This is a genomic window from Aeromonas sp. DNRA1 (assembly GCF_963888745.1).
In the GTDB taxonomy this organism is placed as follows: Bacteria; Pseudomonadota; Gammaproteobacteria; order Enterobacterales; family Aeromonadaceae; genus Aeromonas; species Aeromonas hydrophila.
In genome coordinates this window covers 170,868-191,020 of sequence record NZ_CAWPKQ010000005.1, presented here as the reverse complement: position 1 = coordinate 191,020, position 20,153 = coordinate 170,868, and the positions used below count along the sequence as shown (strand labels likewise).

Annotated in this window: 19 protein-coding genes and 1 pseudogene; 9 read left to right on the top strand and 11 right to left on the bottom strand. The window is 64.9% G+C overall.

The window, feature by feature from the left end; all coding sequences use genetic code 11:
• Positions 1 to 265 precede the first annotated feature (265 nt).
• The gene (locus tag AACQ43_RS16845; protein ID WP_168967957.1) at positions 266 to 1,177 is read left to right on the top strand and encodes a lipase family alpha/beta hydrolase; all 912 of its coding nucleotides are present in this window, start codon (positions 266 to 268) and stop codon (positions 1,175 to 1,177) included.
• Positions 1,174 to 1,929 (top strand): lipase secretion chaperone, encoded by a 756-nt coding sequence (locus AACQ43_RS16840; RefSeq protein WP_168967956.1) that lies wholly within the window; start codon positions 1,174 to 1,176, stop codon positions 1,927 to 1,929. Before AACQ43_RS16845 ends, AACQ43_RS16840 begins: the two co-directional genes overlap by 4 nt.
• A 47-nt stretch (positions 1,930 to 1,976) precedes the next feature.
• On the opposite strand, the gene AACQ43_RS16835 is transcribed toward AACQ43_RS16840, so the two are convergent.
• From AACQ43_RS16835 to sgrR, 3 genes are read right to left on the bottom strand one after another with little or no spacing between them, the layout of a single operon-like run.
• Positions 1,977 to 2,690, bottom strand: a complete 714-nt coding sequence (locus AACQ43_RS16835) for a hypothetical protein (RefSeq protein ID WP_168967955.1) — start codon at positions 2,688 to 2,690, stop codon at positions 1,977 to 1,979.
• Between the two features lie 31 nt (positions 2,691 to 2,721).
• On the bottom strand, positions 2,722 to 3,117 hold the full coding sequence (locus AACQ43_RS16830) for an acyl-CoA thioesterase (RefSeq protein ID WP_011704482.1): 396 nt from the start codon (positions 3,115 to 3,117) through the stop codon (positions 2,722 to 2,724).
• A 35-nt stretch (positions 3,118 to 3,152) separates the two neighbouring features.
• Positions 3,153 to 4,886 carry an HTH-type transcriptional regulator SgrR gene (gene sgrR, locus AACQ43_RS16825; RefSeq protein WP_168967954.1) on the bottom strand — a complete coding sequence of 578 codons (1,734 nt, stop codon included), beginning with the start codon at positions 4,884 to 4,886 and terminating at the stop codon, positions 3,153 to 3,155.
• Positions 4,887 to 4,986: 100 nt separating this feature from the next.
• On the opposite strand from sgrR, the gene AACQ43_RS16820 reads away from it, so the two are divergent.
• The 3 genes from AACQ43_RS16820 to AACQ43_RS16810 all read left to right on the top strand — a co-directional run bounded on the left by AACQ43_RS16820 (position 4,987) and on the right by AACQ43_RS16810 (position 7,329).
• Positions 4,987 to 5,163, top strand: coding sequence for a hypothetical protein (locus AACQ43_RS16820; RefSeq protein WP_016349280.1), 177 nt, complete (start codon positions 4,987 to 4,989; stop codon positions 5,161 to 5,163).
• Between the two features lie 159 nt (positions 5,164 to 5,322).
• Positions 5,323 to 6,591 carry an O-acetylhomoserine aminocarboxypropyltransferase/cysteine synthase family protein gene (locus tag AACQ43_RS16815; RefSeq protein WP_168967953.1) on the top strand — a complete coding sequence of 423 codons (1,269 nt, stop codon included), beginning with the start codon at positions 5,323 to 5,325 and terminating at the stop codon, positions 6,589 to 6,591.
• 108 nt (positions 6,592 to 6,699) lie between these two features.
• On the top strand, positions 6,700 to 7,329 hold the full coding sequence (locus tag AACQ43_RS16810; RefSeq protein WP_168967952.1) for a glutathione S-transferase family protein: 630 nt from the start codon (positions 6,700 to 6,702) through the stop codon (positions 7,327 to 7,329).
• A 147-nt stretch (positions 7,330 to 7,476) separates the two neighbouring features.
• On the opposite strand, the gene AACQ43_RS16805 is transcribed toward AACQ43_RS16810, so the two are convergent.
• Positions 7,477 to 8,652, bottom strand: coding sequence for an iron-containing alcohol dehydrogenase (locus tag AACQ43_RS16805; RefSeq protein WP_146061943.1), 1,176 nt, complete (start codon positions 8,650 to 8,652; stop codon positions 7,477 to 7,479).
• A gap of 211 nt (positions 8,653 to 8,863) precedes the next feature.
• Here AACQ43_RS16805 and AACQ43_RS16800 point away from each other — a divergent pair, with 211 nt between their 5' ends.
• Complete coding sequence (locus AACQ43_RS16800) at positions 8,864 to 9,445, top strand: hypothetical protein (protein ID WP_168967951.1); 582 nt, start codon at positions 8,864 to 8,866, stop codon at positions 9,443 to 9,445.
• Between the two features lie 198 nt (positions 9,446 to 9,643).
• On the opposite strand, the gene AACQ43_RS16795 is transcribed toward AACQ43_RS16800, so the two are convergent.
• Positions 9,644 to 10,093: a hypothetical protein gene (locus AACQ43_RS16795; protein ID WP_168967950.1), complete on the bottom strand. Its 450-nt coding sequence runs from the start codon at positions 10,091 to 10,093 to the stop codon at positions 9,644 to 9,646.
• Positions 10,094 to 10,558: 465 nt separating this feature from the next.
• On the opposite strand from AACQ43_RS16795, the gene AACQ43_RS16790 reads away from it, so the two are divergent.
• The gene (locus AACQ43_RS16790; RefSeq protein WP_168967949.1) at positions 10,559 to 12,031 is read left to right on the top strand and encodes a C69 family dipeptidase; all 1,473 of its coding nucleotides are present in this window, start codon (positions 10,559 to 10,561) and stop codon (positions 12,029 to 12,031) included.
• Positions 12,032 to 12,092: 61 nt separating this feature from the next.
• On the opposite strand, the gene AACQ43_RS16785 is transcribed toward AACQ43_RS16790, so the two are convergent.
• From AACQ43_RS16785 to AACQ43_RS16775, 3 genes are read right to left on the bottom strand one after another with little or no spacing between them, the layout of a single operon-like run.
• Positions 12,093 to 12,839, bottom strand: coding sequence for an SDR family oxidoreductase (locus AACQ43_RS16785; RefSeq protein WP_168967948.1), 747 nt, complete (start codon positions 12,837 to 12,839; stop codon positions 12,093 to 12,095).
• Positions 12,840 to 12,895: 56 nt separating this feature from the next.
• On the bottom strand, positions 12,896 to 13,141 hold the full coding sequence (locus AACQ43_RS16780; protein WP_016349272.1) for a DUF3624 domain-containing protein: 246 nt from the start codon (positions 13,139 to 13,141) through the stop codon (positions 12,896 to 12,898).
• A gap of 14 nt (positions 13,142 to 13,155) precedes the next feature.
• Positions 13,156 to 13,614: a GNAT family N-acetyltransferase gene (locus AACQ43_RS16775; protein WP_024946079.1), complete on the bottom strand. Its 459-nt coding sequence runs from the start codon at positions 13,612 to 13,614 to the stop codon at positions 13,156 to 13,158.
• A gap of 186 nt (positions 13,615 to 13,800) precedes the next feature.
• On the opposite strand from AACQ43_RS16775, the gene AACQ43_RS16770 reads away from it, so the two are divergent.
• Positions 13,801 to 15,243: a RimK family protein gene (locus AACQ43_RS16770; protein WP_168967947.1), complete on the top strand. Its 1,443-nt coding sequence runs from the start codon at positions 13,801 to 13,803 to the stop codon at positions 15,241 to 15,243.
• Between the two features lie 24 nt (positions 15,244 to 15,267).
• Positions 15,268 to 15,802 (top strand): annotated as a pseudogene (locus AACQ43_RS16765) (MgtC/SapB family protein).
• A 54-nt stretch (positions 15,803 to 15,856) separates the two neighbouring features.
• Here AACQ43_RS16765 and AACQ43_RS16760 read toward each other — a convergent pair.
• The 3 genes from AACQ43_RS16760 to AACQ43_RS16750 form a co-directional block, all read right to left on the bottom strand.
• Entirely contained in the window at positions 15,857 to 17,476 is a 1,620-nt protein-coding gene (locus tag AACQ43_RS16760) for an alpha-amylase family protein (protein WP_168967946.1), read from the bottom strand.
• Positions 17,477 to 17,599: 123 nt separating this feature from the next.
• Positions 17,600 to 19,567: a TonB-dependent copper receptor gene (locus AACQ43_RS16755; protein ID WP_168967945.1), complete on the bottom strand. Its 1,968-nt coding sequence runs from the start codon at positions 19,565 to 19,567 to the stop codon at positions 17,600 to 17,602.
• Positions 19,568 to 19,813: 246 nt separating this feature from the next.
• Complete coding sequence (locus AACQ43_RS16750; protein ID WP_011704466.1) at positions 19,814 to 20,071, bottom strand: DUF2442 domain-containing protein; 258 nt, start codon at positions 20,069 to 20,071, stop codon at positions 19,814 to 19,816.
• Between the last annotated feature and the right edge of the window lie 82 nt (positions 20,072 to 20,153).

Sequence of the window (20,153 nt, the reverse complement as noted above, 5' to 3'; positions counted from 1 at the left end):
CATCCTCTTACCCAGCTCGCCGCCATGATCCTTAACACCACAAATGATAATAATTATTATTTAACTTATGTAAGCGGCGAACACAAGGGATAGTTGTGCCAGCACCGCCAACAGCCCTGCCCATATGGGTAGGGCTTTTTTGAATCTGTCTGTTTGGTGATCATTTGCACAGATGCAAACGTCCCGCTCCGTCATGCTGGTCGGTACTGGCATGAGGCCGGTGGTTGCCGCTGCTGTGACAACCTTATTCACAAGGATGGACAAGATGAAAAAATGGCTATTGATGCTGCTGTGCGCCCTGCCCATGCTGGGCCAGGCGGCAGGTTATACCCAGACCCGCTACCCCATAGTGCTGGTGCACGGTCTGTTCGGCTTCGACAAGCTGCTCGGGGTCGACTACTTCTACGGCATCCCCCAGGCGCTGACCCGGGATGGCGCCAGGGTCTACGTGGCCCAGGTCTCCGCCACCCAGAGCTCGGAACTGCGCGGCGAGCAGTTGCTCAAGCAGGTGCAGCAGGTGCTCGCCATCACGGGGGCGGAGAAGGTGAACCTCATCGGCCACTCCCACGGCGGCCCCACCATTCGCTATGCCGCCTCGGTCGCTCCCGAGCTGGTCGCCTCCGCCACCAGCGTGGGCGGGGTCCACTACGGCTCGGAGATCGCCGATCTGGTGCGCGCCAACGTAGCACCGGGCTCGGTGGCCGAGAAGCTGGCGGTAGCCGCCGCCTCCGCCCTGTCCGGGGTCATCTCGCTGCTCTCCGGCGGTAGCCAGCTGCCGCAGGATCCCCTCGCCGCCCTCGACGCCCTCACCAGCGCCGGCGCCCAGCGCTTCAACCAGCGCTACCCGGAGGGGCTGCCCAGCCAGTACTGCGGCGAAGGGCCCATGCAGGCCGCCAACGGGGTCTACTACTTCTCCTGGAGCGGGCGCGGCACCATGACAAACATTCTGGATCCGGTGGATCCGGCGCTGGCGCTGACCGGCAGCTTCTTCAAGGAGCCCAACGACGGCCTGGTTGGAGTATGCAGCAGCCACCTCGGCAAGGTGATCGGCACCGACTACCGGATGAACCACCTGGACGAGGTGAACCAGTCGTTCGGCATTCGCCACCTGTTTGAGACCGACCCGGTCAGCCTCTATCGCAAGCACGCCAACCGCCTGCAGAGACTGGGGTTATGAACAAGGCATGGCTGATGGCCGCTCCGCTGGGTGCGGCCCTGCTGCTGGGCGGCTGGCAGCTGTGGCCCGCCCCGAACTCCACCCCAGCCGCTCCCCCGGTGGACGAGGCCGGGTCGAGCGCCCCCCTGGCTAGGCAGGTAACCTCCTCGCCCGATGAGAACTCACTGCAGGCCCGCTATGAAGCCTTTCTCGCCGCCGAAGGCAGCCTGACGGTGCCGACCGATCCGGGCCTGGCCAGCCTGCAGGTGCTGTTCGACGAGCGCGAGCAGTTGCGCCAGCAGAGCTTCACCCCGGCCGAGCAGGAGCAGCTGTTTGCCGAAGATCGGCTGATGGAGCAGTGGACCCTGCGCCGCAAGGCGCTGGCGGAGGCTGGCGATGCCGACAAGCCGCTGCTGGCGAGCGAGCTCGAGCTCTGGCTGGCGGAGCAGCCCCAGTGGTTTCGGGAGGCGGAGGCCAACAGCCGCCTGCTCGGCGACCTGCAGAGTCTGGAGCGGCTGCCAGCGGCAGAGCGTGACACCGCGCTGCGCGAGCAACTGGGGCCGGAGGCGGCGGACCGGCTGCATCAACTGACGCAAAACCAGCAAGGGTTCGAGCAACAGCTGGCCGGCTATCTGGCCGAACTCAAGCCACTGCCCGCCGAGCGCAGGGCCGAACAACAACCGGAAATCCTGGCGCGCTGGTTCGAGCCCGACCAGTGGCGACGGGTGGAAGCCCTCACCCGGCTCAGGCTGGGCGAGTCGTCACCGCAATAAATAAAAAGGGGCCCAGATCTGGGCCCCTTGCTTTGATACTGCCGCGCTTACTGCGGCTTGTTGGCATCCGGCAGCGGCTGCCAGGTGAGGCGGGTCACCTGGGGTCCCTGCACCTCGCACTTGAGGCTCAGATCCTGCCACCCCTTCTCCTGGCGCAGGGAGACTTCCCCCTCAATGCCCTCGGCGCGGGTCTTGAGCTTGGCCTGCTCGAAGGTCACCTTGTCACCCCCGGCCAGCGCCAGCAGCTTGCCGTTGCAGAGCCAGTGGGCCAACTCCGCCCCCTTGAGCTTGACACCCCCCTTGGCCGCCTTCTGTTCGGCGGCGCTCGGTGCAAACAGCTGACCCAGCTCGGCCGCCCGTTTGGTGAGCCAGACTTCCCGCTGCTGCATGCTCATCTTGCTGACGAACTCGGCGGGCTGGCCCTTGTCGTCCAGCCACTGGGTCAGCTTGCCGCCATCATCAAAGGCGAACTGGGCGGCGGGCTCCTTCACCCCGAACAGCTTGCCGCCCTTGAAGTAGTAGCGGCTCTCCCCTTCCAGCTTGCCCTGCTCGTTCATGATGGGCACGGCGATGATGACGGGAGCGCCATCCACCCAGGCCTTGATGTCGACGCCATCGTGGCTGAACAGACGGGTATCGAGGGCGCTCTCGGCCCCCTTTTCCATCAGGGAGAACTGCTCGACGAGGGAGGCCGCCACGGAAGGCAGGGAGCAGAGCCCCAGTCCCAAGCCGAGGCTCAGGGCGATCACGGTATTGCGCATAAGTGTCCTGTGATTGGCCGGTGGGCCAAGGTTAGCTTTCTATCAGCCAGGCCCGCAGCCCCTCCCGGTGGCGATCGCTCAGGGGGATGGACTGGCGGGACTGGTAGTCAAAATGGATCAGGGTGGTTTCGGCGGTCACCGCCAGCTCGTCCCCCTGCCAGGCTTCCTGCCAGAGCGTGAAGGAGCTGGAGCCGATGCGGCGGACCCCGGTTTTGATCAATACCTGCTGGCCGTAGAACAGCTCCCGTTTGAACTGCACCGTGTAGCCCGCGATGATCAGATGCCAGTTGTGCACATCCAGCTCGGGGGAGAAGATGCGAAACAGCGGGTCGCGGGCCGATTCAAACCAGACCGCCGGCACCGTGTTGTTGATGTGGCCGAGGGCATCTGTCTCTTGAAAACGGGGTTGGATCTGCATTTCCAGCATGGATATCGACTCCTTGTCGTTGGACCGCGCTCAGGCTAACGCGGCCCGCCTTTGGACTCAAGCTCCCCCGTCGTATCGCCGGCGCCGACGGCCAGCTCCGGGCGCAGCCAGGCGCTGCGAAAATCGAACCAGCCGAGCGCCGTCATCCGCACCCCGTGCACGCCGACCCGGCTCTCCAGCTCCAGCCAGTGGTGAAACAGCGGCACGAACCAGCATTGCTGCTGCACGCTTGCCAGCAGGGCGCGCGGCCCCGGCTCCTCGCCGCTGGCACGCCACTGCGTCAGCCCCTGCCACAGGCGCTGCTGCCTGCCCCACACCTTGCGCAGCAGCGGGGTGCCCTGCAACCAGGCGTAGGGGGCGAAAGCGTGCTCGTGCTCCAGGTTGAGAGTGCCGAGCCAGAGATCCACGTCCTCGTCCGCCCCGCTCACCCAGCGGCCGTAATCCAGGGTGCGCACCTCGAGCCGGATCCCTTGCTCTGCCAGCAGGCTGCTCATGGCGTTGGCACACTCGTTGAACTCCAGGTGCTGGTTGAAGCAGGCCAGCACCAGCTGGCGCGGCAGCTGTTTCGGCGTCGGCAGCGGGGCCGGCGGCGCCTCGCGCCAGTGGGGCAAGAGGCCGAGCGCACTGGTCCAGCCCCGCTGCAGCTCGGGAGCTACCCGCGCCATCAGGGCGATGGGGTTGAGCAGGCCGGCCAGCCACTGGCGCAGGGCGGGATCCTGCAAGGCTGCGGATCTGTCGTCCTGCAGCAGGAAGTAACAGCCGGATTCCAGCTCGGACTCGCCGCGCATGGTGCCAAGCTCGGGGCTGTCGCGCCCCAGCTGCAGGTGGCTCTCCAGCCGCTCCGCCAGCTCCGGCAGCATCCAGATGTCGATCTCGTCGAGCAGGGCGCGCAGGCCGAAGTAGTCGTCGAATGCCTCGAGGCACAGCTGCAGCGGATCGTTGGCGGTCACCCGGTAGGGGCCGGTGCCCACCGGTTGCAGGGCAAAGCCCGCCTCCCCCTTGAGCTCGCGCGGCAGGATGGCCGCCACCGGCTCGGCCAGCAGCTGGGGCAGCAGCGGATCCGGGCTGTCGAGATGAAGATCCAGGGTGCGCGGCCAGGGGCTCTCCAGCCGCGCCAGATGGGCGAACAGCGGGCGATCCCGCAAGGTCAGCAGGCTCTCCACCACGTCCTCCACCACCAGCTCGCGGCCGTGGTGAAAACGTACCGCCGGCCTCAGGTAGAAACGCCAGTGGCAGGGGCCCAGACACTCCCAGTGGTGGGCCAGATCCCCCTCGATTTCCCCATTTTCCTCATTTCGCCGGGTCAGGCCGTTGAAGATCTGGCGGCTCAGGTGGATTTCAGAGCGGCGCAGCGGGCCGGTGGGCAGCAGGCGCGGCAGCGGCCGGTAGTAGGGCACCCGCAGGATCTGGCGCCCTTCCCGAGTGGCTTGGCCGAGCTGCTCGATCAGCAACGGAGTGAGCAGATCAAGGCGATCTTCGGCCAACCGTACCGCCTGCGCCAGCTGACCCTGGCTCAGCAGATCCCGCAGTCGGCGCCGTGTCAGGCTCTCCTGGTTGTCGAGCAGGGTGAGCCGGGAGCGCCGCCCCCGCCCGGCCTCCGCCGCCCAGCTGAGCCAGCCCTGATCCTGCATGCGGCGCAGCAGCAGGCGGGCGTTGCGCGGGGTGCAGCAGAGCAGATCCGCCACCTCGGCGAGGCTGATCTCCCGCTCGTCACAACCAAGTTGCTGGGCGAGCCGTTGGAATTGCTGGTAAAGGCGGCTGGTGGGCATAAAAGAGGAAATCCAGTTGCTTAAAGTCATCAGTTTTTACTTCCGCATTTTAGCTCAATACTGCTGGCGAACGTGAGAACCACAGCAGAGGAGCACCATCATGAGCCACGCCAACCCCATCAAACCGAACCGGATCCAGCAGATCCTGCGCCGTTACTTCAAGCGGATCCTGCCCAGGCCGCTGACCCTGATCGAGGATCCCATGAGCCAGCTCAACCGCCTGATGCAGTGGGACATGCAGCAGATCGACGATCGGGAGTATCGCCGTCGCCTCTGAGCACTCCCCCTCGCCCGGGTCACGCAAGGGAGGGCGCAGTTCGCCAGCGGGCGCAATTGCTTTGCCGGATTGGGTGGTTTACATCGGCGCTGGGCCTGATAGATTGGACGTCTATCCATCTATAACTGCTACCCAGCAACATCCAACAAGGAGTGTGTGATGAAAGATGCGACCCTGGCCCTGCACCACGGCTTTGCCAGCGACCCCACCACCAAGGCCGTTGCCGTACCCATCTACCAGACGGTGGCCTACGAGTTCGAGAGCGCCCAGCACGGGGCGGATCTGTTCAATCTGGCGGTGCCAGGCAACATCTACACCCGTATCATGAACCCCACCAACGATGTACTGGAGCAGCGGATGGCCGCGCTGGAAGGGGGCATAGCCGGCCTGGTGGTATCGGCGGGTTCCGCCGCCATCACCTACGCCATCCAGGCGCTGACCGCCGCCGGCGACAACATCGTCTCCACACCCCAGCTCTATGGCGGCACCTACACATTGTTTGCCCACATGCTGCCGAGTTTCGGGGTCGAGGTGCGCTTCGCCAAGGATGACAGTGCCGAGGCCATCGCCGCCCTCATCGACGACAAGACCAAGGCGGTCTACTGCGAGAGCATCGGCAACCCGGCCGGCAACATCGTCGATCTGGCGGCCTTCGCCAAGGTGGCCCACGCCCGTGGCGTGCCGCTCATCGTCGACAACACGGTCGCCACTCCGGTGCTGTGCAAACCCATCGAACACGGCGCCGATATCGTGGTGCACAGCCTGACCAAATACGTCGGCGGCCACGGCAACTCGCTGGGTGGCGTCATCGTCGACTCGGGCAAGTTCCCCTGGGCGGATCACGCCGAGCGCTTCCCCCAACTCACCAAACCCGAACCTTCATATCACGGGGTAGTCTATACCGAGGCCTTTGGCCCGGCCGCCTTCATCGGGCGGGTGCGTACCGTGCCGCTGCGCAATACCGGCGCGGCGCTGGCGCCGATGAACGCCTTCCTGCTGCTGCAGGGGCTGGAGACCCTGAGCCTGCGCATGGAGCGCCACGTGGATAACGCCCTGCGGGTGGCCCATCACCTCAAGCATCACCCCAAGGTGGCCTGGGTCAGCTACGCCGGTCTGCCGGGTCACCCCCACTACCTGCTGGCGGAGAAATACATGGCCGGCCGCCCCTCGGCCATCCTCTCGTTCGGTCTGAAGGATGGTTATGAAGCGGGCGTGCGCTTCTACGATGCGCTCAAGATCTTCAAGCGGCTGGTCAACATCGGCGACGCCAAGTCGCTGGCCTGCCACCCCGCCTCCACCACCCATCGCCAGTTGAGCGAGGCGGAGCAGGCCAAGGCCGGGGTGAAGCCTGAGATGATCCGGCTGTCGGTGGGGATCGAGGCCATCGAGGACATACTGGCGGATCTGGATCAGGCGCTGGAGGCCTGAGTCAGTCAACGCAGGAGCGGGCATCCAGCCCGCTCTTTTTTGGCCAGCAGTGAACCTGCCACCGCATCGCTGCGTATCACCGCCTTCCGTCACTGCGTCGAGGTTTCCATGATAGTCCTGCACCACCTGAACAAATCCCGCTCCCAACGCATCATCTGGCTGCTCGAAGAGCTGGGCCTGCCCTATGAGATCAAGGCGTATCAGCGCGATGCCACCACCTTTCTGGCGCCGCCCGAGCTAAAAGCCATCCACCCCCTCGGCAAGTCGCCGGTCATCGAGTTCGACGGCCGGGTGCAGGCCGAATCGGGAGCCATCACCGAGTACCTGATCGCCCGCCACGCCCCACAACGGCTGGCACCGGCTCAAGATAGCCCCGACTATGCCGAATATCTGCAGTGGCTCCACTTTGCCGAGAGCTCGGGCATTCTGCCACTGCTGCTCGACATGTTCGTGCGCAAGGACGGCAGCCCGATGCGCTTCCTGCCGGACTATGCCAAAGCCGAGTGCGCCAAGGTGCTGGGCTACCTCGATGAGGTGCTGGCAAGCCGCCGTTACCTGGTGGCCGATCGCCTCACCGGCGCCGACATCCTGAACTCCTTCCTGGTGGATCTGCTGGCACAAAGCGGCCAGCTGGCCCAGTTCCCGCACCTTGAGGCCTACTGGCAGCGACTCAACACTCACCCGGCCCGCCAGAAGGCGGCGGCGCTGGAGCGCGAGCTGGACCGCAGCGCCGGATAAACGGCTGTGCCCCGGTGACACCATGCAAAACGCCCCGATGATCGGGGCGTTTTCTTTTCCGGTTGGCGGCCAGATGCTCAGAGTGCGTGAGAAAGGATCCTGGCCGCACTTGTTGTCCAGATCGCCCCTTGGCCAAGGGCCTCAGGCCTAGAGGGCGTGAGAAAGGATCCGCGCTACCTTGTCGGGATCAATGTCCTGCTGCTCCCCGAGGGCGGTCAGCCCGAAACGCTTGAGGTTGGAGCAGATGCCAGGGATGCAGCTCTCGCTCAGGCCGTAGTCGGCAAGCCGGGTGCCCACCCCCATCTGCTGGAAGAACTGCTCGGTGCGGATGATCGCCTCCTCGATGCGCAGCGCCTTGTCCTCGCGGCTGGAGTGCCATACCCGCTCGGCGAACTGCGCCAGCTTCTCCTGCTTCTGGGCCGATTGCTCACGCAGCAGGGAGGGTAGCACCACCGCCAGGCTCTGGGCATGATCCAGCCCGTGCAGGGCGGTGAGCTGGTGACCGATGGCGTGAGTGGACCAGTCCTGCGGCACACCGCGACCGATGAGGCCGTTGAGAGCCAGGCTGGCCGCCCACATCAGGTTGGCACGCACCTGGTAGTTGGTGGGCTCCGTCAGCGCCCGCGGACCGTTGTCCACCAGCACCTGCAGCAGCCCTTCCGCCAGCCGGTCCTGCACCTCGCCCCCCACCGGGAAGGTGAGGTACTGCTCGATGATGTGGACGAAGGCATCCACCACCCCGTTGCCCACCTGGCGTGGCGGCAGGCTGTAGGTGGTCGTGGGATCCAGCACCGCAAACACCGGCTGCACCAGCGGGTTCATGAAGGAGAGCTTGGCCTCCCCGCGGCTCACCACGGCGGCCGGGTTGCTCTCCGAACCGGTGGCCGGCAGGGTCAGCACGCAGCCCAGCGGCAGCGCTGCCTTGATGGGGGCCTTGTGCAGCAGGATCTCCCAAGGATCCGCCCCCTCGAAGCAGGCCGCGGCGGCCACGAACTTGCTGCCATCCACCACGGAACCACCGCCGACCGCCAGCAGGAAGTCGATGCGCTCGCGCTTGACCAGGGCCACCGCCTCCATCAGCTGATCGTACTGGGGGTTGGCGCCGATGCCGGGAAACTCCAGCCACTCCCGTCCCGCCAGCGCCTGGGTCAACTGCTCATAGACCCCGTTCTGTTTGATGCTGCCGCCGCCGTAGAGCACCAGCAGGCGGCTGCCGGCCGGGATCAGTTCGGGCAGCCTGGCGATCTGGCCTTCACCGAAACAGACGCGGGTAGGATTGGCATATTGGAAGTTGTACACGGCAGAGCCCTCGGTTGAATGCATGCAGGGGAATTGTGCGCCTGTGGCTCCGGCAGGTCAAAAAACGGGAGCCGGCTATCAAATTGCACAGCGGGGGGCGGGCCGCCGTAAGGAAGTCGTGCGGCGCCGCCCCTGTTTCTGTGCCGCTCTGCTATGGTCTCTCTGGGAACCGGGTGTTCCACTCTCATCGCCCCACTCCCGCCCTCCTCACTCTTTTGTTCATAAGGTCTGACACATGAAACTCAAACATGCATGGATTGCCGGTTTGCTCTCCCTTTCAACCTGCTTGGCACAGGCCGCCGAGGTGGCAACCGAAGTCACCACGGCCCCTGGCAAGGCCAACCTGGTGGAGGCCGTCTCGGCCCAGGCCACGGTCACCGCCATCGATATGGCCAGCCGCAAGGTCAGCCTGAAAAATGCCGCCGGCGAGTCGTTCGACATCGTCGCCGGTGAGCAGGTCACCAACCTGGCCAACCTCAAGGTGGGCGACGTGGTGGCGATCCGCTACCTGCAGATGCTGGATCTGGAGCTGCTCAAGGGCACCGCCGGGGTGAGAAAACGCATCGTGGAAGTGGCGGCCGGCAAGGCCGAGGCAGGCGAGAAGCCAGGCGCCGGGATCGGCAAAAAGGTCACTCTCTATGGCGACGTCATCGCGGTCGACAAGGGGCAGCAGACCATCACGGTGAAGGGGGTGGATCACACCCTGGTGCTCAAGGTGCACAACCCGGCCCAGTTTGCGCTGATCGCCAAGGGCGACCAGATCAAGGCCGTGCAGACCCAGGCGGTGGGGATCGGCATTCTGCCCGAGAAGAAGTAGCGACGGCCTGAACCGATGCAGCGGCCGGACGCCGTCCGGTCACCAAGGGAGTGGCAACCGCCCTCCCTTTTTTGTTGCCGTGGCGGCGGCGCAGAGCGGCCCGTACTGCGCCGCATCGGCAACCCGCTCATGGTGCCCGGACAGGGGCAAGTGATTGCCCCCACCGACCATGGATTGCCGTTCGAGTCATTCCGCCGCTCAGGCGCTCTTGCTCTCTTCCTTGCTGCTCTTCTTGCCGGTGAGGCGGTCCATCGCATCCTGCAGCATGGCGTCCCGCTGCTCGTTGAGCGGCTTGCTCTGCTCCGCCCGCTCTTCGGCAGTCAGCTGCTTGTTGTCGGCAATCGTCTTGAGCTTCTCTTCTATCTCGTTGAACTTCTTGCGATCAAAGCCGAGCGCCTTGTCCACCAGCTGCTGCATCACGCCGCCCTTGTCGGAGCCGATGTCGAGCGCTGGCGGCAGCTTGCTGTTCTTGGCTAGGTGTTCATAGGTCAGCGCCTGCTGGGCCTGGCCAGTGATCCGCTGGGAGGAGAGGTTGACCAGATCTTCCCAGCCGCCACCCTGACCGCTGTCGGCGCTGCTGAGGGTGGCGAGGGCGCGGTTGTTGGAGGCGCTCTGGGCAAGCTGCTGGCTGTAGGGTTTGATATCCATGGGGGCTCCAGTCTGCATGCCAAACCGGCATGACGAGGTCGCTGATTCGATGGCATGAGGCACCTGGCCCCATCATTGGCAATAAAACCAGCAAGTTGCAGGCCAACTTGCTAGATTGGCGCAGATCCCGGCTCGCACGGGCTCGCGAGCTGATCCATGGTCATCTCGACGTCAGAATCATGACGCCGCGCTGCCCAATCGGCTGGTTCTGGTGCATATCGCTGCCTTTTTCACGCTTTACCAGACAAAGCAAAGGAACGACTCATGGATCACAAAACAAACAACCAGAGAGGCATACAATTTCGGCGCACAAAACGACCAGCAAGCAGTGTTATGGATGAAATGTTTGCGTCATCGACCATGAGCAGCACGATCCCCCGGCAGCGTATCGGCGGCCGATCGCACTGCGGCAGACCTGCATCCCACCGCCTGGCTTTCACCCACAGTTACGCTTCGGGCAATCCCATGAAAAAACACACCTTGAGTCTTCTCTCCGCCACCCTGCTAACCCTGCTTGGCACCAGTGCCGACGCCTGTACCGGCCTCATCGTCGGCAAGGGCGCCAGTGCCGATGGCAGCGTGATGATCGCCAGAAACGAGGATTTTGGCGTCAACAACTGGAACAAGTACCTCGCCTTCCGGCCCGCGCAGCAGAACGAGGGCAAGGTCTGGAAGCTGGGCAACGGGCTGGAAGTGCCGATGCCAAAGGCGTTTTTCGCCTACTCCGCCATTCGTGACTGGGATGCCACAGCCAGCGACCCGGACGGCAAGTATTACGAGGAGCGCGGCATCAACGAGTTCAACGTCGCCATTTCGGCCACCACCAGTGCCGAGGTCAACGACAAGGCCCAAAAAGCCGATCCGCTGATCGAGAAGGGAGTGATTGAAGCCATCATCCCCACCCTGATCCTGCCGCAGGCCAGGACGGCCAAGGAGGGGGTCGAGCTGCTCGGCCGTTATGTGGAGCAATATGGCGCCGGTGAGGGTAACAGCCTCTATCTGGCGGATGTGAACGAGGCCTGGCTGATGGAGATCGGCTCCGGCCACCACTGGATCGCGGTGCGGGTGCCGGACGACAGCTACGCCATGGTGGCCAACGGCCTGCGCATCCACGGCGTCAATCTCGACGGCGCCGATGTACTGCACTCGCCCAGGCTGCTGGAGTTCGTGCGCGAACACAAACTGCTGGATAACGCCGACCCGAAAGAGTTCAACTTCGCCAAGGCGTTCGGGGTCATCGCCGACCCCTACAACGTGGATCGGGAGTGGCTCGGCCAGAAGATGCTGACCGCCAGCCACCCGCAGCCGACCCGGCAGGCGCAATATCCGCTCTTTATGAAGCCGGATGCCCCCATCGCCGTGCCGGACGTGGCCAGGCTGCTGAGCGCCACCTATGACGGCACGCCGCTGGCGGGCAAGGCGGAGCGGCCGATCCGCATCGATCGCCAGCTGGAATCCCACGTCATCCAGCTGCGCAAGGAGATGCCCAAAGAGCTGCAGGGGCTTATCTGGCAGAGCTACGGCGTGCTGGCCGAGTCCGTGATGGTGCCGCTCTACAACACCCTGGAGTCCTACCCCCTGCCCTATCGCACCGGCAGCGACAGCTACTCCGATGACTCCGCCTACTGGCAGTTCCGCAGCCTGACCGCGCTGGCCAGCGCCGATCCGGACAAGTACCTGCCGCTGCTGCGCGGCGTCTGGAGCAAGGAGAGCAGCAAGCTCTACAAGGAGGTGGCCCTGCTCGACCTGAGCCTGAAGCAGGCCTATGCCAGCGACAAGGCTACCGCCATCGGGCTGGCCGCCGACTACTCCTATGGCCAGCTGGAGCAGACCTATCAGATGGCCAAAGAGCTGCGCTACAAGCTGATGACGGATCTGACCAAGCGCACCGAGCAGAAGTATTCGCCGGAGGAGTTCAAGAAGATCATGAGCCTGTAATCGGCTCACCAACGCAAAGAGGCTCCCAATGGAGCCTCTTTTGTTTCAGCCAATGCAGCGATCAGCGACGGCTGATATTGAGCGGGCCGAAGGTCTGCGCCACCGGCATGATCTCGATGCTGTTGATGTTGACGTGAGCCGGTTGCTGGCTCACCCAGAGCACGGTATTGGCGATATCTTCCGGCTGAATGGCCTGCACGCCCTGATAGACGGAAGCCGCCTTGGCGTCGTCACCGTGGAAGCGCACGTTGGAGAACTCGGTGCCGCCGCACAGGCCTGGCTCCACGTTGGTGACGCGGATGGCGGTACCCGCCAGATCGGCGCGCAGGTTGAGGCTGAACTGCTTCACGAACGCCTTGGTGGCGCCGTAGACGTTGCCGCCCGGATAGGGGTAGGTGCCGGCGATGGAGCCGATGTTGATGACGTGGCCGCGATTGCGCGCCACCATGCCCGGCAGCAGCAGGCGGGTGAGCAGGGTCAGACCGCTGATGTTGGTGGCGATCATCTGCTCCCAGTCTTCCAGATCCGCCTTGTGGGCCGGCTCCAGCCCCAGCGCCAGCCCGGCGTTGTTGACCAGCAGATCCACCTCGCTCCACTCGGCCGGCAGCCCGTCGATGGCTGCGCGGGTGGCTGCCTTGTCCTGCACGTCGAACGCCAGCGGCAGGAACTGCGCGCCCAGTTCGTCGGCCAGGGCGGCCAGCCGTTCACCGCGGCGGCCGGTACCGATCACCCGGTAGCCCGCCTGCACCAGCTGACGGCTGATGGACTCACCAAATCCGGACGAGGCGCCCGTTACCATTGCTATCATCTGAACCTCCATATCTACAGCGCTATTGTTATTTATCTGTTTGAAATCAATCTGATTCATTCATCGCTCAACTCACGTCCGGTCGCCCTGCGCCAGACAAACACCAGCAGGTGGAGCAAAAACAGGCCCGATCCCCCCAGCGCGAACAACAGGCCGGTCAGGGCATTGACCGAGGTGTCGGCGCCACACCACCACCAGACCAGCCAGCCGACCAGGCCGATGACGAAGGTCTGGCCGGCGCAGACCGGGCAGCGCCCCAGCTTGGCCTTGATGGCAGTGGCGAGGCAGTTGTCGCAGCTCATCCCCTCTTCCTCTCTCAGGCCTGCTTCAGTGCCAGCACCAGCCGGTGGGCGTGCTGACCGTGGCCATAATAGTCCGGCAGCTTCTGTCTGGGCCGAAAACCCAGCTCGCGATAGAGAGCCTGCGCCTCTTCATTGGCATCGCCCACCTCCAGCCGGATCGCTCCCCAGCCGGCCTCTTTGCCCTCCTGAATAACCTGCTCCAGCAGGCGGCGGGCCCAGCCTTGCCGGCGGATGGTCCAGCGGATGGCGAGGGTCTGGATGATCAGTCGATCCCAGCCCCTGTGCTCCAGCAGGCAGAGGTAGCCCATCAGCTGCTCCTGCTGGTCCAGCACCAGCAGGGTACGCCCCTTGGCGTGGGTCAGCAGATAGTGCCAGCGGCTGCGGCCAAAGGCGACTTCGGGGGGAAAACAGTAGCGTTCCAGCTTAACGATGGCGCCCAGATCATCGGTTCGGGCCGCGCGCACGGTCAACACGGGGAGTCCTTGTTCGGTTATTTATCTTCATCACCAAAAATGCGACTTGTATCACAAGTTACCAAGGCGGCATATTAGGCACTGTAACCTCTTGTTTCCCCTCGCGCCATTGTCGTGCTTGTCGGTGCATCGAAGCCCACTGGGGATCCTGCCATTCAAGGCAGTTTCATCTGTGGAGCCGAAAAAATGAGTACCTACGTCATCGTCGAAGAGCCGGGCGACTGGCCTTGCCATGCCGATTATCTGCTGACTGCCCGCACCTACCTGCAACACGGGGTGCCCACCACCGGCGGCCGCCCCCGCATCATCAACCTCTGTCGCAATCTGGAGCACCTCAGCGCCGGCTACTACTGCTCGCTGCTGGCCCAGGCCCGCGGCCACCACTGCCTGCCGGGTTTGCAGGCCATCAGCCAGCTGCAGCCCCAGCAGCCGCCGGCCAAGCTGTGGCGCAAGCTGCAGGGCTGGCTGGCCCAGCAGAGCGAGGACAGGATCCGGGTACGCGCCATCTTCGGCCAGTGTGAACAGAGCGAGCTGGCGGGGCTGGCTCGCTACTACTACGGCCTGAGCCAGCTGCCGCTGCAGGAGCTGACCCTCAAGCGCGGCCGTCACGGCTGGTCGGTGCGCCAGCAACAGAGCCTGTCGCCGCTGGCGCTGAGCCCAAGCGAAAAGGCGCTGATGCTGCACCACGCCCAGGCGCTGGTGGGCACCGGCGACGAGGAGCAGGCGGCGCCGCTCTACCAGCTCGCCATCCTGGTCGACCCCAACGACGGTCGTGCCAGCAGCGATGCCCTGGCGCTGACGCGCTTCATCAAAGCCGCAGCAGCGCAGGGGATCCGGGCTGAGATCCTGGCGCCGTCTGCCATCGAACGGCTGCCGGAGTTCGACACCCTCTGGCTGCGCTCGGAGACTGCAGTCGGCCACTACACCTTCGAATTTGCCCGCCGTGCCGAGCAGCTCAAGATGCCGGTGATCGACAGCTCCCGCGCCATCCTCGCCTGCAGCAACAAGCTCTACCTCTACGAGCTGATGGTGCGCAGCGGCGTGCCCATGCCGCCCACCATGGTGGTGACCCGCCGCGGCCGCCACCACGTGGACGAACTGGTACAGCGGCTCGGCCTGCCGCTGATGGTGAAGGTGCCCGACGGGGCGCAGGGGCGCGATCTGGCCATGGCCAGCGACGAGCAGCAGCTGGCCCGCCTGCTGGACGAGGGGCTGGCCCGCTCCGCCCTGCTGCTGGTGCAGAGCCGGATCCCCGCCGAGTTCGACTGGCGCATCGGCTTTCTCGACGGCTCGCCGCTGTTTGCCTGCCGCCGCTTCCGCCCCGAGCCCGGCAACCGCATCCGCCGCCGCAAGCACCCTCTCGACATGAGCCGGATCGAGGCGCTGCCACTAAACGAGGTGCCGGAGCGGGTGCTGCAGACCGCCCGCCGTGCGGTGCATCAGCTCGGCAACGGCCTGTTCGGGGTCGATCTGCGTCAGCAGGGGCGTGACTGCGTGCTGCTGGAAATCATCGACAATCCCTGGATACGTGGCGATATTGAGGACAGAGAGGCAAAGGACCTCTACGAGCGCCTCGCCCGGGCCTTCCGCCAGCGGCTGGAAAACCGGGGGCAGAGCGCGGCCGGATAACAAGCATCGATAGCAGAGGTGGATATGATGACGACTGATTGGTGGGACATAGCGCCCCTTGGCTGGGAGAACATCCTGGTCTGTCTGGTGTGCGGCACTCTGGTGGGGCTGGAGCGCCAGCTACGCGGCAAGCCGGTCGGCATCCGCACCTCCTCGCTCATCATCCTCGGCACCTACTGCTTTCTCGCCATCGGCGCCGCCGTCAGCCCCCAGAGCGCCGATCAGGCGCGGGTGCTGGGCCAGCTCATCACCGGCATCGGCTTTCTCGGCGCCGGGGTGATGATGACCCGGGATGGCCAGGTACTGGGGGTCACCTCCGCCGCCACCGTCTGGATGCTGGCCGCCCTCGGCGCCCTCATCGGCATGCAGATGCTGCACCAAGCGCTGCTGCTCACCGGCGTCACCCTCTCCATTCTGGTCGGTGTCGACTATCTGGAGACCAGCTTCAAGAGCCTGCGCCGCGGGGTGCACAACCGGCTGGAGAGCTGGCGCCACGGCAATGGCCACGCGCAGGCCGCCCCCCCATCAGGACGAACTCGGCAGCGGTATCGAGAAGTAACTTCCCCCATGAAAAAGGGCTCCATCACGGAGCCCTTTTTGTTGCCAACCTCGCTCAGCGCACCAGCAGGAAGCGACCGCTCAGCGGTGGCAAGTCCACCGTCACGCTGCTGCCGCCGATGGCCAGGCTCTCGCCACTCTGCAGATCCACCAGGGCGCTGCCACTGCGCAGCTTGCCGACCGGCACCGCGTAGCTCTGGGGCGTGCTTGAGACGTTGAGCAGGTAGACTACTTGCTCTGCCGCCGTCTGCTTGATGTCGCCATAGACGCTCCCCTCGGCCACCAGCTTGACCCGCTCCCCCTGATAGAGGGCGGGGTGGGCGGCGCGCAGGGCCAGCAGCTGGCTGAGCCACTGTTTCAGCTCGCTCTGCTCGCTGCTCGGCACGAAGCCGGTGGCCCCCGGCACCTTGCCGTCGCTGCGGGACACGTGATCATCACAGAGCCCCTGCGCGGCACAGTCGCCCCCCACCTGCTTGGCAAAACCCGGCACCTCGTCGCCAAACTCCTCGCCGTAGTAGAGGGTGATGGGGCCAGAGCGGGCTGCCAGGAAGCTGAAGGCCGCCTTGTGGCGCTGCCAGTAGTCCGCCGGATTGAAGTTGCCGCGCTCCAGCAGATCGCCGAAGCGCACCAGATCGTGGTTGCCCAGCATCAGGTTGGGCATGGCGTGGTTCGGGTAGTTCTCCACCTTGTTCCAGCTGGCGTCGAGCACGCTGGCCCCCTGCCCGCCCTTGCCGGACTCCTCCACCGCCAGCGCCTGCACCAGGCCGTAGCGCAGCGGGAAGTCGAACGCCGACGAGAGCGCCGGGTTGTCGCTCGGCCCATACGCCTGGGCGCGGATCTCGTCGGCGCCCTTCCACACCTCGCCCACCATGTAGCCGAGGGTGCCCCACTGTTGACCGGCGGCCTTGCGCGCCGCGCTGGCCCGTTCCACTTCGCTGCAAATGGCGCGCCAGTCGTCGAGGCCGAGCTGATAGGCCTGATCGAGGCGCCAGCCGTCGATGCCGTACTGCTCGACCCAATAGCGGGCCACCTCCTTGAAGTAGGCCAGGCTCTGGGGCTGGCTGTAATCCACCAGCTGACCGGGATAACCGGCTCCGCCGCTCTTGAGGGCGGGCAGCCGTCCCTCGGGCGAAGGCTTGCTCACCCCCACCTTGTTGACGTGGCCGAACACCCCGTCGAGGAAGACGTAGAGGCCGTGCTGATGCGCTCCGTCCACCAGCTTCTTGAGCTGGACGTTGCTGCCGAAGTTGGGGTCCACGTTGAAGAAGTCGCAGGCGAAGTAGCCGGTGGCATCCAGCTTGTCGTCACCGCCTTGTCCCGCGCAGGAGTCAAACACCGGGGTCAGCCAGATGGCGTTGACGTTGAGGCTCTTGATATGGTCCAGGCTGTCGATGACCCCCTGCAGATCGCCGTTGTGCTGGGAGGGGCCGTAACCGACGCCGTAGTTGGCGCTGCCGTCGCCGTCGACGAACGACTCCACCATCACCTGATAGGTGCGCAGATTGCAGGCAGGCTGATCATTGCCGTAGCAGGCGCGGCTGGCGGTGGCCGGCGGCGGGTTGGTGACCGGGGGCTGCAGGGGCTCGCTGGAGCCGCTCCCGCCTCCGCTGCCGCAAGCCGTCAATAACAGGGCGGCCCCGATGAGGCCGCCATGGCGCAACGTTCCTTGTTTCATTCTTATGTTCCCGCTGTGGTGGTATCGGCGCCCAAAGCGCCGCACTGGGGCCATGATAGCGGCCCCGTCCGCACGGGTCTGTGACTGAAAACGTTACCTGGCTCAGTCGGTTGGCGCGCCGACCTAGAGCACGCCGGCCGAGGCGAAACGGTAACTGACCGAGAGCCAGTAGGCGCGGCCCGGCTCCGGAATCCGCCCTACCTGCTCGTAGCCCAGCCCGGCCTGACTGGCGTGTACCGACTTGGAGAGGTGCTCGTAGTAGAAGGTGTCAAACAGGTTGTCGACCCCGGCCGACAGCTGCCAGCCCGGCTGGAACTGCCAGGCGGCGCTCAGGTTCATGGTGAAGAAGCCTGGGGTCTCCCCCTGATCCTGACCGGCTACGGTGCCGGAGCCCACATCGACCCGATCCTGCGCGGCCACGGCGCGGCCCAGCAGGGTCAGGTTCCACGCCTCGGCTGGTTGCCAGCCCAGCGCCAGCTTGCCATCGAGCGGCGGCATCTGGGCCAGCGGCAGGTGATCGCTCTGGTTTTCGCCGTAGACCACAGCCAGACCGCCGTCGAGGCGCCACTGCTCGGCAAACTGCCAGCGTCCTTCCAGCTCGCCACCACGGGTCTGGGCGTCGATGTTGCGCACCTTGTTCGACTTGTTGTTATAGAGCAGATAGTCCTGAATGTCGGCGCTAAAGAGGGAGAGGGTCAGATCCAGCTCGCGGCTGCGCAGGGCCAGCCCAGCGTCCCACTGGCGGCTGCGCTCCGGGTTGAGGGTGAAGGGCACGCTGTCCTTGCTGCGCTCCCAGTAGTCCGGAGCCCGTTTCGCCTGGCCCCAGGCCAGGTAGCTCGACCAGGCCGGCGACCACTGGTATTCGTAGCGGCCAAAGCCGCTGTCCAGGGTCAGGGTATCGCTGTAGAGGGTCTGATCCCCCGCGCCGTAACGGGTAGTCTCAACCCTGTCCTGCCGATACCCTCCCTTGTAACTGTGAGCCCCCTGCTGGCGGCCCAACTCGGCAAAGCCGCCCTGCTGCTCGAAGCGCAGGGTGCGCTGGCGATCCTTGGTGGCATAGTCGACGCCGCCCCGGCTGCGGTGCTGATCCCGGTTGCTGTCGAGCCCGGCGGTCAGCAGCCAGTCGGCCGGCAGGGTGATGTCGTTGGCCCAGCGCCCGCCGGTGTTGCGCCGGTCCGGGTTGGAGAGCATCTTCATGCCGCTGTTCGGACGCAGGCTGAAGTTGTCCATGATGTGGTCGATGTCGTTGTCCCACAGGGTCAGCTCGCTGCGCTGCCAGTGGCGGCTGATCTGCTCCTGCCTGAGCTTGAGGCCGAAGGATTCCCGATCGAACATGGGGCCGTCCATGGTGCGATCCGCATAGGCGGCGCGGGCGTTGCTGCGCTCGGCGGTGAGTTCGAGCCAGGTGTGCTCACTGGGAGTCCAGCCAAGCTGGGCGGTGCCGTTCTCGCGCCGGTAGAAAGAGCGCACCTTGTCGCCGTGGCCGTCGCGATAGTCATCGCTGTCGGAGTGGGTGAACTGGCCGCGCAGATAGCCCTGCGGCGCCCCCACGGTGGCATCCAGCATCTGGTCGTCGCGCCCGAAACTACCATAGAGCGCCGACGCCTCGGCTTTGACGCCGGGGGCGGTGAACTCTGGCCTGTCCCGCTCGAACAGCACGGTGCCCGCCAGGGTCGCCCCCTGCTCGAGGGATTGCGGCCCCTTCAGCACCCGGATCCGGTCGAAGGATTGAGGAAAGACGTAGGCGGTGGGCGGGTCCATCCGGCCGCCGCAGCCACCGGCCAGCATGCCGCCATCCATCTGCACGTTGAGGCGGGACATGCCCATTCCCCGCAGTACGGGATCGCCACCCAAGCCCCCCTTGCGCACCATGCTCATGCCGGTGACGTTCTTGAGGTAACCGGCACCGTCGGCCGCTGGCATGGGGGAGCCCGGTTTCTTGGGATCCAGGGTCACCTCCAGGGTGCTGGCGGGACGACTGGCGACCACCACCATGGGCTCCAGTTGCTGGACCGGCTCCTGGCCGGCGGCGCCGTGACAGGCAAAACCGCCCACCAGCAGGGCCAGCGGGGTGCGCATATGACAAGCCATACTCTTTCCTTATCTCTCTGTTTATATTGTTGTTTTAATTCCAACCGCCAAAACCATTCAGCTGCTGGAAGGTTTGCCGTCAGGCTGCAAAAAAGGCCTGCGGCGCGGTGGCGGCAAGCCCTCTGAGGCGAAGCCAAGCTAGGGTTGGCAAAATGTTGCGCAGGTTTTACCCAAATTGGGTAAGGAAGGCAAACGCTCAAACATTCCCGTTACAGGAATCTTGGGATGGCTCACAAAAACAGGGGGTTAGCTGAACGCTTCCCTCTCGTCGATGGGCTTGATCAGGTGATAGACCTCGTGGGCCGACAGGATGCAGCCGGCGGGCCACTCCAGCTGGTGGTGGCGATTGATGAAGACCCGGGCGCAGCGCCGCTCCGAATCCAGCGCCGCAAACAGCGGCTGGGTGCGCCAGGGGGTCAGGTCCAGCGCCCCCGTGGTACCGTCCGATAGCACCACGAACAGGCTCCACCCTTGCAAATATTCCACATCGATAAAGACCGGCATCCCTTCGGCTCCGATTGAGAAAATTCGGCGCCATTATAGATAAGCCCCCCGCACCGCTTTGCCGGCAGGATCACAGTTTTTC